Annotated in this window: 12 protein-coding genes; 4 read left to right on the forward strand and 8 right to left on the reverse strand. The window is 36.1% G+C overall.

The window, feature by feature from the left end; translation table 11 throughout:
* Nucleotides 1-413: 413 nt before the first annotated feature.
* The 4 genes from AC07XN_RS05425 to AC07XN_RS05440 all read right to left on the reverse strand — a co-directional run bounded on the left by AC07XN_RS05425 (nt 414) and on the right by AC07XN_RS05440 (nt 6427).
* Nucleotides 414-3518, reverse strand: coding sequence for an efflux RND transporter permease subunit (locus AC07XN_RS05425; protein ID WP_494742293.1), 3105 nt, complete (start codon nt 3516-3518; stop codon nt 414-416).
* A gap of 11 nt (nt 3519-3529) precedes the next feature.
* Nucleotides 3530-4585 (reverse strand): efflux RND transporter periplasmic adaptor subunit, encoded by a 1056-nt coding sequence (locus tag AC07XN_RS05430; protein ID WP_494742294.1) that lies wholly within the window; start codon nt 4583-4585, stop codon nt 3530-3532.
* 11 nt (nt 4586-4596) lie between these two features.
* Nucleotides 4597-5928 carry a TolC family protein gene (locus AC07XN_RS05435; protein WP_309912183.1) on the reverse strand — a complete coding sequence of 444 codons (1332 nt, stop codon included), beginning with the start codon at nt 5926-5928 and terminating at the stop codon, nt 4597-4599.
* A gap of 70 nt (nt 5929-5998) precedes the next feature.
* Nucleotides 5999-6427: a MarR family winged helix-turn-helix transcriptional regulator gene (locus AC07XN_RS05440; RefSeq protein ID WP_494742295.1), complete on the reverse strand. Its 429-nt coding sequence runs from the start codon at nt 6425-6427 to the stop codon at nt 5999-6001.
* 269 nt (nt 6428-6696) lie between these two features.
* Here AC07XN_RS05440 and AC07XN_RS05445 point away from each other — a divergent pair, with 269 nt between their 5' ends.
* The 3 genes from AC07XN_RS05445 to AC07XN_RS05455 all read left to right on the forward strand — a co-directional run bounded on the left by AC07XN_RS05445 (nt 6697) and on the right by AC07XN_RS05455 (nt 10991).
* Nucleotides 6697-8904, forward strand: a complete 2208-nt coding sequence (locus AC07XN_RS05445; protein WP_494742296.1) for a TonB-dependent receptor — start codon at nt 6697-6699, stop codon at nt 8902-8904.
* 315 nt (nt 8905-9219) lie between these two features.
* Nucleotides 9220-9861 (forward strand): hypothetical protein, encoded by a 642-nt coding sequence (locus AC07XN_RS05450; RefSeq protein WP_494742297.1) that lies wholly within the window; start codon nt 9220-9222, stop codon nt 9859-9861.
* A gap of 53 nt (nt 9862-9914) precedes the next feature.
* Complete coding sequence (locus tag AC07XN_RS05455) at nt 9915-10991, forward strand: sensor histidine kinase (protein WP_494742298.1); 1077 nt, start codon at nt 9915-9917, stop codon at nt 10989-10991.
* Nucleotides 10992-11032: 41 nt separating this feature from the next.
* On the opposite strand, the gene AC07XN_RS05460 is transcribed toward AC07XN_RS05455, so the two are convergent.
* Complete coding sequence (locus AC07XN_RS05460; RefSeq protein WP_309912190.1) at nt 11033-11584, reverse strand: GNAT family N-acetyltransferase; 552 nt, start codon at nt 11582-11584, stop codon at nt 11033-11035.
* 71 nt (nt 11585-11655) lie between these two features.
* Between AC07XN_RS05460 and AC07XN_RS05465 the strand changes: the two genes are divergently transcribed.
* A complete protein-coding gene (locus tag AC07XN_RS05465) occupies nt 11656-12444 on the forward strand; it encodes a LytR/AlgR family response regulator transcription factor (protein ID WP_494742299.1) in 789 nt (262 codons plus the stop codon).
* Between the two features lie 439 nt (nt 12445-12883).
* Here AC07XN_RS05465 and argH read toward each other — a convergent pair whose 3' ends face one another.
* From argH to AC07XN_RS05480, 3 genes are read right to left on the reverse strand one after another with little or no spacing between them, the layout of a single operon-like run.
* Nucleotides 12884-14221 carry an argininosuccinate lyase gene (gene argH / locus AC07XN_RS05470; RefSeq protein WP_494742300.1) on the reverse strand — a complete coding sequence of 446 codons (1338 nt, stop codon included), beginning with the start codon at nt 14219-14221 and terminating at the stop codon, nt 12884-12886.
* A 23-nt stretch (nt 14222-14244) separates the two neighbouring features.
* Entirely contained in the window at nt 14245-15429 is a 1185-nt protein-coding gene (locus tag AC07XN_RS05475) for an acyltransferase family protein (protein WP_494742301.1), read from the reverse strand.
* Nucleotides 15430-15446: 17 nt separating this feature from the next.
* Nucleotides 15447-16526 carry a M20 family metallo-hydrolase gene (locus AC07XN_RS05480; protein ID WP_494742302.1) on the reverse strand — a complete coding sequence of 360 codons (1080 nt, stop codon included), beginning with the start codon at nt 16524-16526 and terminating at the stop codon, nt 15447-15449.
* Nucleotides 16527-16537: the final 11 nt, after the last annotated feature.

Here is a 16537-nt window from a genome sequence, read left to right on the forward strand (position 1 = left end):
TTTTTATCCTGTATTTTTAGCATTAGACTTTTTATTATGAGCTATATCATAATTTCAGTACCCATAAACTGGATTTACTAACCTATTTACTTTGTAAAACCTTTTGTCACTCGTCAAAAAACCTTTTGTATCTAAACTTATTATTTCCTGACATTGGGATGAAAAAGTGTTAGTTTATTAGTCTTTTGTTAAATATACATTACCATAAATGGATGTTTTATAGTAAAACACTTGATAAAATACGATTAGAAGGTGCTATTTATTTGAGTCATATTATAAACTAAAAGTTGGGGTTTAATATTATATATAAACTAAAGAAACGTCATTAATCTTTTTTAAAACCTTATGGTTAAAAAGAATTAATGACGTTTCAAGAAAAACTTTAGCTGGAAAAATAATATATTTTTATACTTCTAAGCATTTGCTTTCTTTCTTCTCCAATTCAAAACTCTATTTTTTAAGCTTTCGATGATGTAGTACATACTTGGTACTAACAACAGCGTTAATAATAACGAGCTAGTTAAACCTCCAATAATTACCCAAGCCATCCCATTTTTCACTTCCGCTCCTGAACCACTTGCTAAGGCAATAGGCAACATCCCTGCTATCATGGCGATGGTAGTCATCAAAATAGGACGTAAACGTTCTTTACCTGCTTCTATCAATGCTTCTGTAACGGACATCCCTTTTTCTTTTAGGTGATTAGTAAAGTCTACAATCAAAATACCATTTTTGGCTACTAGCCCTAATAACATAATCAATCCTACAATGGCAAAAATTGTCAGTGATTCCATCGTCAAAGCCAAGGCTAACAATGCCCCAATCAAAGCAACAGGAATAGAAAACAATACCACAAATGGATAAATAGTGCTTTCGTACAGGGCTACCATGATTAAATAAACCAATAAGATACCTAATAACATGGCTAAACCTAAGCTACCAAAAGCATCTGCTTGGCGTTGTGCTTCTCCTTGATATTCAATGATAATGCCTTCGGGTAGTTTTACAGTACTCAACGTTTTTTGAATATCCGCTACTACAGTTCCTGTTGCTCGTCCCACGGTTGAGGCCGTTACTTTGATTGAATTCATTCTGTCTGAACGTTCTAACACAGCTTGTCCCACAATTTCACTTACATTGGCTACTTCTTTTAAGCGAATGATTGCTCCGCGACTATTTCTAAGCGTCAGCTCTCTCACATTTTCGATAGAACGCTTATCAGATTTTTCTAAAGAGATATTAATCGGATATTCCTCTCCTCCTTGCTTGAATTTGCTTTGGTCGTTTCCTCTAAAAGCCAATTGCACTGCTAGCCCCACTTCAGGAATCGTCAAACCTGCTTTCGTGATTTTTTCACGGTCAAGATTAATCGCAATTTCTGTTTTAGGACTTTTAGTACTAAATTCTACATAGTCAGTACCGGGTGTTTTACGAACGACTTCTTTCACAATTTTGGCTGTTTCCAAAATCTTATCCATATCAGTTCCTTTAATGGCTACTTGGATAGGTGCTTCGCTACCACCAGTCAGTGAAGTAGGGCGAACAACAACTTTTACACCCGGTATTTTTGATATTTCATCTCGCACCAACATGCCCATGGCATCTGTAGAAATGTTACGATGTTCTTTATCTACTAGCGTAACCGAAAGCTCCGCGATGTTTGAATTAGCGCTACCTGTACCCACGGCTCCAGTCTGTGTCCCAACGTTAGAGAACACTTTGGTTACTTCTGGTTTTTTCAATAAAATGGCTTCGGCTTGTTTCACCATCAAATTGGTTTGCGATAAAGGTGTTTGTGGCGACATTTCTAACTGCACAGAAAACTCTCCACGGTCGCCAGAACCTGCAAATGATGACCCAATAAAGCCCTTCGCCAATAAAGCAATCGACCCAATGAACATCAAGATAATACCGATAAGTACATAGCGTTTGTGTCCTAACGTCCATCTTAGGATAGTACCGTAATCTTCTTTCAGCCCATCAAGGAAGCGTTCAAAACCAAGGTTTACTTTGCCCCAAAGGCTATCTTCACTCAGGATTTCTATTTTCCCCCAACGCGATGCCAACAGAGGAGTAAGCGTAAAAGAAACAAATAAACTCATCAAAGTAGAGAATACTACTACCAAAGAAAACTCACGAAGAATATTTCCAATCAATCCTCCACTCATTGAAAGTGGTAGGAATACCACAACGTCTACTAATGTAATGGCAATAGCAGTAAACCCAATTTCACTTCGTCCTTCAATCGCCGCTTCCATTTTAGATTTACCCATTTCGAGGTAACGATAGATGTTTTCTAATACCACGATACTATCATCTACGAGAATACCAACTACCAAGGAAAGCCCCATCAAACTCATTAAGTTGAGCGAGAATCCGAATAAGTACATTAAAATAAACGTCGGAATCATAGCCGAAGGAATAGCAATTAATACAAATATTGAACTTCTGAAACTGTGTAAGAAGAACAACATTACTAAACCAACGATGATAATGGCCAGAAATAAATCATGTATTACAGCATCAGCTGAAGCAAGCGTATAAATAGACTGGTCGGCGGCAATATCATAACTAAATCCCTTGCTAGCATACTGTGCTTGAATCGTTTTCAACTTTTCTTTTACCAATTTACTTACGTTAACAGCATTAGCATCGGCTTGTTTCACAATTTCAATCCCTATCCCAGCCTTACCATTATTTCGGTTAAGGGTTTTGGTTTCTGTTTGTGCATCTGTAATGATGGCAATGTCTTTTAATAAAACTCGGCTACCGTCAGCATTTTGACGAACGATTAGTTCACGGAGGTCTTCTACTTTTACAATTTTGGCATCTAAACGTATAGACGTTCTATTTTCATTATTCAATACACTACCTGCTGGGTATGAGCTATTACTATTGGCAATCAATTGACTAGCCTGTGCCGATGAAATATTATATGCTTGTAGTTTATCATTATCAAAAGTAACCTGAATTTCACGTTCATTACCACCAATCAATCGAACCGTTCCTACACCGGGTACGTTTGATAAAATTGGTTTTAATTTTTGGTCGATAAGGTCGTACAAAGCTGGTTCTGACATTTTTGCCGAGGCACTTATTCTCAATACAGGAATTTCGTCCGTATTAAATCTACTTACTACAGGGTCGTCTACATCATCAGGTAGCGTTGATTTAATTTGATTAATCTTTCTTTCGGCATCTCTTTGCGCATTCAGTGTATTAATGCCCGCTTTCAATTGAACGGTGATTAACGATACACCTTCAGATGATGATGACGAAATTTTATCTACCCCTTCTATGGCCGAAACGGCCTCTTCTACAGGTTTCGTAATTGTATTTTGTACTTCTTCAGACGACGCACCACGATACGTTGTTTGAACGATGATTACGTTAGCTTCAAACTTGGGTAATAAATTATAATTCAGTTGTTTATAACTTACAAAACCAAATAAAATCAACGTCACGAAAATTACTGTAATCAGTAATGGTCGTTTTATGGCTATTTCAGTAATTGACATATTTCTTAAAATTATTGGTTGGTGGTTTTTGTAATTTTACTACCATTGGTCAGGTTGATTTGTCCACTTGTAACCACTTCTTCACCAGCTACTAAGCCACTAATCACTTCTATATTTTCGCCTATCTCACGGCCCACAGTAATTTTACGGAGTAAGGCCGTATTGCCTTCTACTACATATACAAAAGGATTCTTTGTACCTTCTGCTAAGGCTAGCTTAGGAATTTGTAGTAAAGTTGCTTTTCTACCTAAATCAAAATCAACCATTACATAAGTACCCGCACGGAGCACGTTGGTATTCAATAGTAATTCCACACGATAATTATGGTTTTCATCACCTTTGGGCGAAATAAATTTTATTTGACCTGAGAAGCTTTTATTTGGGAATACATCAGAAGTAACTTTTGCTGTTTGTCCTATACGTAATTGATAGACATCTTTTTCATTGACAAAAACTACTGTCTTCAAGTGTACATCATCTGTAACAGTTGCAATGACAGTACCGGGGCTTACAAATTCGCCAGCTACTAATTTACGAGCTGTAACCACACCACTAATCGGCGAAATAATATTGCCGTCTTCAATTTGCTGTTTTACTTGTTCTATTTGTAAACGAGTATTTTCAACGTCATACTTAGCATTTATTACGCTCAATTCAGTACCAGCATTACCTTTATATAAATCGTTGTTTCGGGCATAATCTTTTTCTAATTTAGCAAGGGTTAGCTCGTTAGTTTTCAATGTTATACTTTTCAAACGATTGTCAAGCGTACCGACAACCTGACCTTTGGCAACCCGTGAACCAATATCAATGGTTAGTTTCTGAATTTTACCTTGGATACCTACGGCAATGGTTGCTTCATTACTCAATTCTAACGTTGCTGGTAAAGATACCTTTCCATCAAAAGGTAATAGTTGAGCTTTGGCTGTAGCAACCGAAACAGGAATAATGGAACGGTCTACTACAACTTTATTAGCTTCAATTTTTTTCTTGTTTCTGAATAAGGTAAAGGCTATCAAGCCTGCGATGGCAAATATTGTGAGGGTAACGATGAATGACTTTTTCATATCTGGTTGAATTAAAATTGACTAATATAGCTTTTTAAGGTTCCTTTAGATTTTTCATATTCGAGACGCGAGCTCAAGAAATTTATCAAGGATGTAACATAGTTACTCTGTGCTTCTTTATAAGAATAATCTGAATTGAGTAAGTCAGACAGTGTAGCTACGCCCTTTTGATACTCCAATTCGCTATTATCATAAACCTCTTTAGCTAAATTCAAATTTTCTCGGTTGGTGGCTAAATCTGATGATGATTTTTGTAGTTGAGCATTCGCATTCTGAAACTGCATATCCATCGTATTGGTATTAATTTTCAGATTAGCTCTAGCATTTTGCAGCGTCAGTTCAGCCTGTTGCACTTGACTGCTCTTGCGATAACCACTAAAAATTGGCACATTTACTTTCAAGCCAATTGCTGAGAAATCTATCCAATTTTTGAAAGATTGATTGATTTCGTTGCCAAACGCCATCACTCCATAACGAGCATAAGCACTTACGGTAGGCAGATATGCTGCGTGTTTGCGTTTAACATCAAATTCTTGAAGCAGGATATTATTTTGTTGAATTCTATAATCTAAAAGATTAGTAATATCGGCTGTATTTTCTGGTGAAACTGCTACAAAACTTTCATAATTACCTATTTCAGAAACATTCAAGGGTTCATTCAAAGGCATTCCCATAGCATTTTTCAGTTTATTAATAGCCACTTGCTTATTAGCTTGAAGAATAGATTTCTGAGACAGGATGTTATTCAAGCTTACTTGGGTACGGTCATATTCGGTTTTTTTGATAACTCCTTTGTCTAATCGCAATTTCAATATTCCCAATAGTTCACGGTATTTCTTTTCGTTTTCAAGCAAAATTTTCTCTTGTTCTACATAAACCAATACTTGAAAATAAGCCCCTGTAGTGCTATAAATAAGGTTATCTTGATTTTGCTCTCTTTTCAATAATGATACCTGATTGTTGGGTTCAGCAGCCTTGATACCCACCAACATTGATTTATCAAAAATTACTTGGTCGACCTGAGCCGTACCATTGGTATTGTATTGATTACCAAATTGTAAACGAATTTCTGTGGGACTAAAAGCACCTGCTGGAATCACAGAAACTTGTCTTTTTAGGTTATCATCAAAAGTAATGGTTGTATTTACTTGCGGTAAATATCCTGCCAAGGCTTCTCTTGATTTTTCTTTGGCAATCGCTATTTCATTGTCATAAATGCTATTGCTTATATGGTTTTTTAAGGTAAACGCTATGCATTCTTTTAGCGTCATTACCTTTTGAGCTTGCGTTGAAAATCCACTCAGGGCGAGCCATAAATAGAAGAGCAATTTTCTCGTTTTCATAAAATATAGTTGATTTGGTTATTATTGAATTTGAAAAGATTGACAACGTCAACCTTTTAGGCAAAAAAAACTACTTTTCAGCGTTTTCTTTTAATTTGATTAATACACTTTTGAAAATAGCTAAATCTTCCTCTGAAATATCTTTAAGATTCTTATGAGTATTCTGATTGATAATTTCCTCGCATTTTTTCAACATCTCAGAACCATCTTCAGTAATAACAATATGCTTTTTACGACGGTCGATTGAGTCATTCACACGCACAACTAAGCCTAGGTTTTCTAGCTGGTCGATATGGCGCATTACCGCAGACTTATCTTTTTTCATAATATCTGCTAAGTCTGACTGAATAGAATCTTCTTGAGAGAGGATTTTCAAAATAAAATTTTGTTCAGGAGTAATCATCAGACCATTTTCTTCAAAGTTTTTAGCCGTTTGCTTAAACAATGCTTTGATTGTGGTAGCAAATAAAAATTGAAATGAGTTTTGATTAATATCCATGTTATTAGTTGTAATAATAAATAGTTGACAAATACAACGATTCAAAATTACAACTAAAGTTTTGATTTCCAAACTGCTACACCATTATTTTTTAGAAACTTTTAGTTCCTGCTAACATTCAATGAATAAAATAGGATGATTTCACAATATTCAATTAAAATTCCCTCTTAAAAATCCTTAGTTCATCCATCATAATCCTCATTTCATCGGAAATCAATTCAATAAATATTCATTTTGAAGTTGTTTTGAATCGTCAATTAAACAACACGATGATGAAAACCTTTACTTATCTATTAATCCTCTATTTCTTATTTATTGCTACGCAAGTTTTTTCACAAACTACGGTAACAGGCAAAGTGCTTGACGAAAAAGGCAAAGGCTTACCAGGGGCAAACATCTCTTTGAAAGGCTCTTATGATGGTGCTACTGCCGATGCGGATGGAAACTTTAAATTTACCTCTACCGAAAAAGGTGAACAAATACTCGTTTGTACTTTTGTAGGTTTTGATACCTTCAATAAGAGTATTTTGATGGATCAGAAGAATATTGAAGTTATTTTCAAACTTAAAGAATCAGCGAACGAACTAAATACTGTCACTGTTACAGCAGGTACTTTTGAGGCATCAGATGAAAAGAAAACAACTTTAATAAAACCCTTGGATGTTGTAACTACAGCGGGTGGCGGAGCCGACATCACCAAAACCATGACATTGTTAACTCCGGGGTCACAACGCAACGGTGAGTCGACTGGGATGTTTGTTAGAGGAGGTTCAGCACAAGAGTCTAAAATTTTGATTGATGGACTAACCGTACAAAATGCTTATAATACTGCTTCGCCTGATGTGGCCTCTCGCTCACGCTTCTCTCCTTTTCAGTTCAAAGGTTCAGCGTTCTCAACAGGTGGATATTCTGCTCAATATGGTCAGGCTTTGTCAGCAGTATTATTAATGAACACGACTGATTTAGCGACGGAATCAAGTTATACTGTCAATGCAAATTTTGCACAGCTTGCTACTGCTTATACAAATTTATCTGACAACCATTCAATCAGCGGAACGCTGGCTTATACTAATTTAACACCCTTATTCAAGATATATCCACAAAATATAGATTGGGTAAAAATTCCAGAACAAATTAATGCAGCAGCCTCTTATCGTTTGAAACCGTCGGCAGATGCAGCCTTTAAACTAGATGCAGTATATGCCAAAAGCGAGTCTGGTATGATGTTCAATAATACTGACCAAAATCTTTCGCTTTCACGATTTGGGATAAAAAACGATAACATCCTTATAACTAGTACTTATCAAAAAGCCTTAGACAAAAATGCAGCATGGGTATTGAAATCGGGCGCCTCTTATTCTTATAACAAAGATAACCTAAGCGTAAATGCTGATGCTTTTGAAAAAACTGAACAGCGTTCTCAATTCAGAGCTGTTGCGATAAAGTCTTTTGATAATGGCTCAAATATTTTGTTTGGTACAGAAGGACACATTGCTGAGTATGGCTTAACAATAGCCCAAGCTTTGAGCGATGCAAAACAATACAAATTGACGGATAATTTTGAAACACTATTCTCTGAATCAGAGTTTTACTTAACCCGTAAATTGGCTGGTAGAATTGGTGTTAGAGCCGAGCATTCATCCTTAGCATCAAGCTTTAATGTAGCGCCAAGATTTTCTTTGGCTTATAAAACAGGGCTTTATTCACAAATATCAGCCGCAGGAGGAAGTTTCTACCAAACGCCTGATTTTCAATACTATTACTACAACAAAACGTTAGGGTATGAAAAAGCGACTCATGCAGTATTGAACTATCAAGTTATTAAAGATAACCGTACTTTCAGGGTGGAGGCTTATTATAAAAAGTATTCAAACTTAGTGCGTGAATATCCTGCCCAAGAAAACTATTTTGATGCCAATCCTCAACGTTTTCCAAATGGGAGAACAGACAATTCGGGTTTTGGCGATGCTCAAGGACTTGATGTATTCTTTCGTGATAACAAATCTTTTAAGAATGGGCAATTATGGATTAATTATAGCTACTGCGACTCAAAACGTTTGTCTGGCAATTACCTTACTGAAACACAACCTAGCTTTGTATCAAACCATAACCTAAATGTTATTTACAAGCAATACATTGCCAAACCTATGATGACGGTTTCGGGAACATATTCCTTCACGAGCGGTCGCCCCTACTATAACCCGAACAATCCAGTCTTTATGTCCGACCGCACCCCTGTTGTACATAATACCAGCATTTGGGTTAATTACTTGACGAACATCAAAGGCAATTTTATGGTAGTTTACTTTTCGGTTGATAATATCTTAGGAACGCACAATGTGTATAATTATCGCTATTCGGATGATGGCAAGACACGTACAGAAGTAAGACCAGCTGCATATCGCATGATTATGCTTGGTACATTTATCACAATTTCTAAGAAAAAAGTATTGCCAGAAGATATGCGTAAAAATTGATGAAACACAAACATTTTTCACGCTAAGAAAACAACAACTCACCCCTTGAAATACTTAGTTCATCGGAATTAGATTCATTCAAAAGCTAGCGTAACCTACTTTTGAAACATCGAAGCTGTTTAAACTTTCACTTTCGGGTTAAACTAAGTCTTTTTGAATAGCTTGTTCCAAAATTTACTCAACGTAGCGATGCTATGCTTCGTAAATTTTGAAAAAATCAATTCAAAAATACAATACTTTCACCTCAGAATCCGAAAGTTTAAACAGCTTCATCAAAAAGAAAATACTCACACAAAAACATAACCGAATATTATCATGAAAAATCTATTCTTAACTTTCGTTATTGCATTAACAGTCTTTATCTCAAAAGCCACCGATAGCGAACGCTTTAATAAAGCCATGGGCGAAACCTTGGTACAATTAGGACAAGCCAAAGATGTTGCCTCATTCCAAGAAGTAGCTAATAAATTTGAAAGAATTGGCAGTTCCGAAACTGCGGAATGGTTGCCAAATTATTATGCTTGCTTAACCTACACACTTATTGCCATTCAACAAAAGGGCGATGATATTGATAAGTACTTAGACAAAGCCGATACTTTTGTAGAAAAACTTGCACAGCAAAAAGTGACAAGCTTAGACGAAGTAGAAGTATTGAAAGCACAAATAGCGATGATGCGTATTTCGGTGGATGGGCAAGCTAGGTTTATGAAATACGGTTCAGCTTTTGAAGGAGCTATTAACAAAGCAAAAGCAATCAATCCTGAAAACCCTAGAGCTTATGCTTTAAAAGCTCAAATGATTTTTTATACACCAGAACAATTTGGAGGAGGAGCTAAAAATGCTTGTCCTGAAATCCAGAAAGCCTTAGAAAAATTCGCTAACTTCAAAGCAATAAGCCCTATTAGTCCAAACTGGGGTGTAGAACAAATCAAGGGCATGGCGAAGGCATGTAATTAAGATAATAAAATCATACAAGAATTATGACGGTGTAAAAGCCGTCATTCATTTTTATGGCAAAGGAATTAAAATCAAGTTTTTGGGGACGTTTCTGGTTGATAGGCTTTTTTACTGTAATGGCCTTTAATGGGCATTTCTATTTTATTATCGCTATTATCAGAGGGAAAAGTCAATACAAAGATTTCTTTATTAATGTAATTTACAGCAATATTTATGATGCCACCATGATGATTGGTTTGTGCTGGATATTCATCAAGTTTGGTTCTTTTAGTAGGTTTTCATTAGTAAGGCACGGCATTTTAACACTCTGTATGATAGTCTCGGCTATACTAAAGTTTTTTAGTTTTTCATTGCTATATGGTCTTTTTGAAAATCATACGACTGAAAGAGCCGGTAATTATTCCAGAGATTATTATGATTTATTATTTGTGTTGGGGCCTATACTTGGTGCAAATATTATCTACTATTGGTTTACCCATGAACGCACAAGGCTCATTAAAATGACTGAACAGGAATATCAGCTATTACAATTAAACGACCTAAAAATCAGGGCAGAGCTAGAGGCATTGGAAGCTAAAATTAATCCTCATTTTTTATACAATTCCTTAAACTCTATCGCTTCGTTAGTACATGATGACCCCGACAAAGCCGAACACATGGTATTGAACCTTTCAAAATTCTATCGCTATTCAACAGGACGAAGTCAGGAACATTTTGATACTTTAGAGAACGAATTAGAGATTGTAAAGACTTATCTAGAGATTGAGAAAATCCGTTTTGATGAGCGATTGGTTTACGCTGTTGAATTTGAAGACGAAGCTTTTAGGAAATATAAAATACCGAGATTTTTGTTACAGCCTATTATTGAAAATGCTATTAAACATGGTATTTCAAAAATTGCAGGACAAGGTATCTTGAAAATTAAGGTCTCGCAGGAAGAAGACAACTTAATTATCAAGATTTTTGATAACGGTGTTCCCTTTCCAGATAATATTTTTTCTGGTTATGGTTTAAAATCTATCCAAGATAAACTTCGTTTGCTTTCAGGTGAACAGGCTTCGATGGAACTGACTAATAAGCCAGAGAAAGTTGTTATTATTGCTTTGCCTGTAGATAGTGATAAGCTGTAAGCTTTGAGTCTTTTTTGCTATTTACTTTTTTGATTTTTAGTTTAACGGATTTTTAGTTTCCAGTTTTTAACTTGCATTTTTTCGATGTGCTGTACTTCAGCAATGCCAAATTCTCTGAAACCTGCTTTTTTGAGTACGTTCTGAGAAGGTAAATTAAAAAATGGAGTATCGGCAATGATGGTTTTTAATGATGGTTCAAGGCTTGCCCAATCTATCAAACAATTGAGGGCTTCAGTAGCATAACCTTTTTCACGGTGTTTGCCATCAATAAAATAGCCTACCATAGTTACGCCATCTTGGTCGGGAAATCCAGCAAAACCAATACCACCAATAGAGATATTTTCAGCAACTAAAACTATTTCCCAGTTGGTGTACCAAAAAAAAATGTCAGAATTTTCAGCCGTCATCGGAAGCCAAAAATTAACTAAAGCATCCAAAGTTTCAGCTTTGTCAAAATCACTAATTTCCCATGTAGATGGATTTAAACCTAATTTTTCTACCATCTTATCTCTACTTTGAATAAACCAAAGCGTCAATAAATCATTATCTAAGGGAATTAATTTTAAGCGTTCAGAATATATTTCTATCATCATTATCTCCACGATTGGCCATCATCGTGTATATCAAAAAGTAATCAACGATTTGGCAAATCGTGATAAAAACTATGTTTAAAACAATATTAATCGACGACGAAAAACTCGCTATCAATCGCCTCGAAAGATTGCTTAGCAAATATAAGGATACTTTTGAGATAATAGGGCGTGCAAACAATGGAGCCGAAGGGCTTTCGCTCGTAGAAACGCTCCGTCCAGATTTGATTTTTTTAGATATTGAAATGCCTGTCATGACGGGCTTTGAAATGCTTTCTCGTCTTACTTTTATGCCTTTGGTGGTTTTTGCTACGGCTTTTGACGAGTATGCTATCAAAGCTTTTGAAGAAAACTCAATAGATTACCTCTTGAAGCCCATCGAATATGAAAGATTGGATAAAACTGTGCAGAAATTAATGCTCTGGCAGTCGAACACTGTTGCCAAAATAGAGCAGCCTACCAATCAAGAGAATCTATTCAATGATAATCTACTGAAAATGATTGAGGCGATGAAGCCTAAAAAGGCTATTAGCTCAATTTCCGTAAAAACGGGTAACAAAATTTTATTGATTGATTTACAAGATATTAGCCATTTTGAGGCTGATGATAAATATGTTTTTTTGATTACCCTCGACGGACAAAAGTATTTAACGAGCTACACGATTTCTATCCTTGCAGAGAAACTGCCTTCTGCTCAATTTTTACAAATTAGTAGAGCGAACATTGTCAATACTCAGAAAATCAAAGAAATAGAAAAGCATTTTAATGGAAAATTTCAGATTACGATGAAGGATAAAGGACAAAGTAAAATGATGTCTGGCGGGACTTTTGGGGAAGCGATTAAAGGTTTGTTTGAGATTTAGGTTTTTGGGAGGACTTTAGGATTTTAGACTTTAAGACGCTAGACATAAGACTAGAAGATGAAGAGTTTTGAATTTGAGAGCTAAAGGACTTTAGGATGATAGACTAAAAGACACAAGATGTAAGAGTTTAGACTTCAACATTAAAAAATTGTAGGATAAAAATCACTAACTCACAACTCACTCAATCACAACTATCTAACTATTTAAAAACCCCTTTGGCTATTAAATACGGCACGATTAACCAAAGTAATCCTTTGATTAAGAAAAAGAAAAAACCTGCCCAACCTAAGCGTTTGAGCCATGCAAAAAAATTTATTTTGGGTGGGTGATTATTATTTTCCAATGTATGCAGATGATGGTTTCCAATTTAACGCCATTCTCTTTTAAATAGTTTTCAACTCAATAATTTTTCTCTCATTGAGTTGAAAAGCATTTATTATTATTTTAATAAATCATCTACAGCAGTTTGTACTTTTTCAAAGCCAAATCTTCCTATAACTTCTTGCATCATGGCTGTAATTTGGTCATTACACAAGTTACCAATGCTACCTTCGTGACTGTGTTTTAAATCACGATTAGGTGTATAAGTATTTGAATTGATTTCGTTACCGATAATTTTATAAGCCTCACGGAAAGGTACGCCCTGCAATACTAACTCGTTTACTCGTTCTACCGAAAATAATAAATCATATTTGGTGTCTTCTAGAATACCTTCTTTGACTTGAATATTCGAAAGCATGAAGTAAGTCATGTCTAAACAATTGAGTATCTCATCAAAGGCAGGCATCAATATTTCTTTCAAAATCTGCATTTCACGATGATATCCCGAAGGTAAATTACCCATCACCAACATAATTTCGTTAGGAAGCCCTTTCAAACGATTGGTTTTTCCTCTTAACAATTCTGCTACGTCAGGGTTCTTTTTGTGGGGCATAATAGAACTACCTGTTGTCATTTCATCTGGCAATTTGATAAAGCCAAAATTCTGCGAGTTATACAAGCAAATATCCATCGCCAACCTTGAAAGCGTTGATGCAAATTGAGCAATGGCTGTAGTAGCAAACAATTCCGTTTTACCACGCGACATCTGAGCGTACACTACATTATAATGAAGGTTGTCAAACCCTAATAATTCAGTAGTCATGGTGCGGTTCAAGGGAAACGACGAACCATAGCCTGCCCCAGAACCTAGCGGGTTTTTGTTGGCCAAACGATAAGCTGTTTGCAACATTTCCATATCATCCACCAAACTTTCAGCATAAGCACCAAACCACAATCCGAAACTTGAAGGCATCGCAATTTGTAAGTGAGTGTATCCGGGTAGTAGCACCTCTTTGAATTTTTCACTCAAAGAAATCAACAATTCAAACAATTGATTAGACGACTCAGCCACTTCTTGCAAACGACTACGGGTGAAAAGTTTTAGGTCTACCAATACTTGGTCGTTGCGCGAACGCCCCGAATGTATTTTCTTGCCAGCCTCACCCAATTTACGCGTAAGCATCAATTCTACCTGTGAATGAACATCTTCAATACCTTCTTCAATGATAAAATCTCCCGATTGAATAGTCTGATAAATTGCCTTTAGTTCTTGTTGAATTTCAGAGAGTTCTGATTTTTCAAGCAAACCAATGCTTTCTAACATCTGTGTATGAGCCAAAGACCCCAACACATCAAATTCAGCGAGGAGTACATCAAATTCAGGGTCACGCCCAACGGTAAATTTTTCAATTTTTTCGTTTACCGAAACATTATCTTTTTGCCAGAGTTTGCTCAATTTTTTATCTTTTATAATTCGTTTTAAACCTTAATAAATATCTTCTTTTGATACATCCATCGCAAAATTAGCCATTCAAACAATAAAATAAGTGTTCCTTGCACCAAGGTTTTATAAGGAAGCCCAAAAATCATGGCATAATCTTTCCCGAGATGGATGAATAAAGATTTTGCAATATATGAATCTACGGTATGTGCTATGATATAAGCAGCGATAGAATTTGTGCCAATTACTAACAAAAAATAGGCATAGTTTCTTTTTTCAAGGACGTCAATCGTCCAGTAAAAAAATGCCATTAACAGAAAACACCAACCTCCGCTAAAGATTACCCATGTTGGAGTCCAGATTCGCTTTACATTCGGACAAATTCCTAAACTATTAATCAATGACCCTAAGGCTAATCCTGCTATTCCTAGCACGATAAAGGTTCTCAGTTTTTGATTAGCCGTAGTAGTTGATTTCAATATATTGCCAGCCAAAAGTCCAAGAATCATGGTGCCTAAAGTAGGAATAAAACTCAAGGTGACATACCCTCCTCCATTGAAAACAAAAGGATTTTCACGAGGAAAGAGGTTTAAAAACCATTGATCAAAATGTGCAGCAAAATTGCTGTTTTTATTCCAATGAGCAGCAAAACCTTTTAGTAAATGCGGCCAATCTTTATCCACACCAACTGATGAATAATCAAAAGAAGCGTCAGGTAGTGGATAAACTGCAAAAGCTAGCCAATAGCCCAAAAGGATGATAATTAAGGCTGTAATCTGTATCTTTTGTGAGCGGAAATTTAATAGAAACAAGAACGAATATCCTAAGCCTATTTGAGTAAGGGTATCTTCAAATGTGAAATTTGTTTGGTTTCGCCATTGAGATCGAAGAAAAATACCTAATAAAATCAACTTCAAAGAACGCCACAATACATGACCAAATGTCTTGGAAAAACTTCCTTCTTGTTGCAAACGATTCGCCACTGAATAAGGAAGGACTACGCCTACTAAAAAAGAAAAAGAAGGTTGAATTAAATCATGTAAAGAACAGCCTATCCACGACACATGAGATTGATGAAACGCCAGTATTTTCCAAAATGAACTTTCGGGTAATGCTTCTGATACTTTATCGAAACTCAGTACCTCAGCCATCATTAAAAACATCACAAAGCCTCGATATACATCTGCGGAACTGAGGCGACTAGTAGGTAATGACTGAGACATTGTTTTTTAAGTTTTTTTTATCTGGCAATGATTACTTCTCCTAACATTTTAATATACAAATCTATCCCTTCTTCTATTTCTGAAAGGTATATAAATTCATCTGCTGTGTGCGAACGCCCAGAGTGCCCAGGGCCTAATTTCAATGACTGGCAGTCTAACACAGCTTGGTCGGAAGTAGTGGGCGACCCATAAGTATTCCTTCCAAGTTTAATACCTGCTTGAACAATTGGGTGTTCCAAAGGAATAGATGATGGCTTCAATCGAATAGAACGAGCCTGCGCATCTGATTCAATATGCTGACGAATAGTATTCAATGTTTCTTCTAATGAATATTGCTCTGTTACCCGACAGTCAATCGTAAAAGCACATGTATCAGGAACTACATTATGCTGCTTACCAGCATTGATAATAGTAACCGACATTTTCATCTTACCTAACACAGGCGATACTTTAGGAAATTCATAATTTTGAATCCAATTAATATCACGAAGTGCTCTGTAAATGGCATTATCTCCTTCTTCACGAGCAGCATGACCTGCCTTTCCATGAGCAGTACAATCTACCACCATCAAACCTTTTTCGGCAATAGCCAAGTGCATTTCTGTCGGCTCTCCTACTATGGCGAATGATATTTCGGGCAAATCGTTTTCTTTCAATAATAACTCCAACCCATTTACGCCTGAAATTTCTTCTTCGGCAGAAGCCACAAAAAGGACATTGAAACTTAAATCACTTCTATGATAAAAATAGCAAAAAGTAGCCAATAAACTCACTAAACATCCCCCTGCATCATTACTCCCTAAACCATATAGCTTATCCTCTACCACGAGTGGTTCAAAAGGGTTTAACGTCCAAGAAGGATTTGGTTTTACGGTATCGTGATGTGAGTTTAGCAATACCGTTGGTAAAGAAGGATTGAAATGTTTGTTCCTTGCCCAGAGGTTGTTAATTTTTCTACGAAAGGGTATATTTCTTTCTCTGAAAAATTCTTCAAGAATATCACCTGTTTGTTGCTCTTCACGGCTAAACGATTGCGTAGCAATCAATTGTTTTAAAAGGGCAATAGCGTCTTGTGTAAGTTGTTGTTGTAAGGTCATATCATTAACTT

It is taken from the genome of Arcicella sp. GW458-12-2-14-TSB2 (assembly GCF_059423785.1).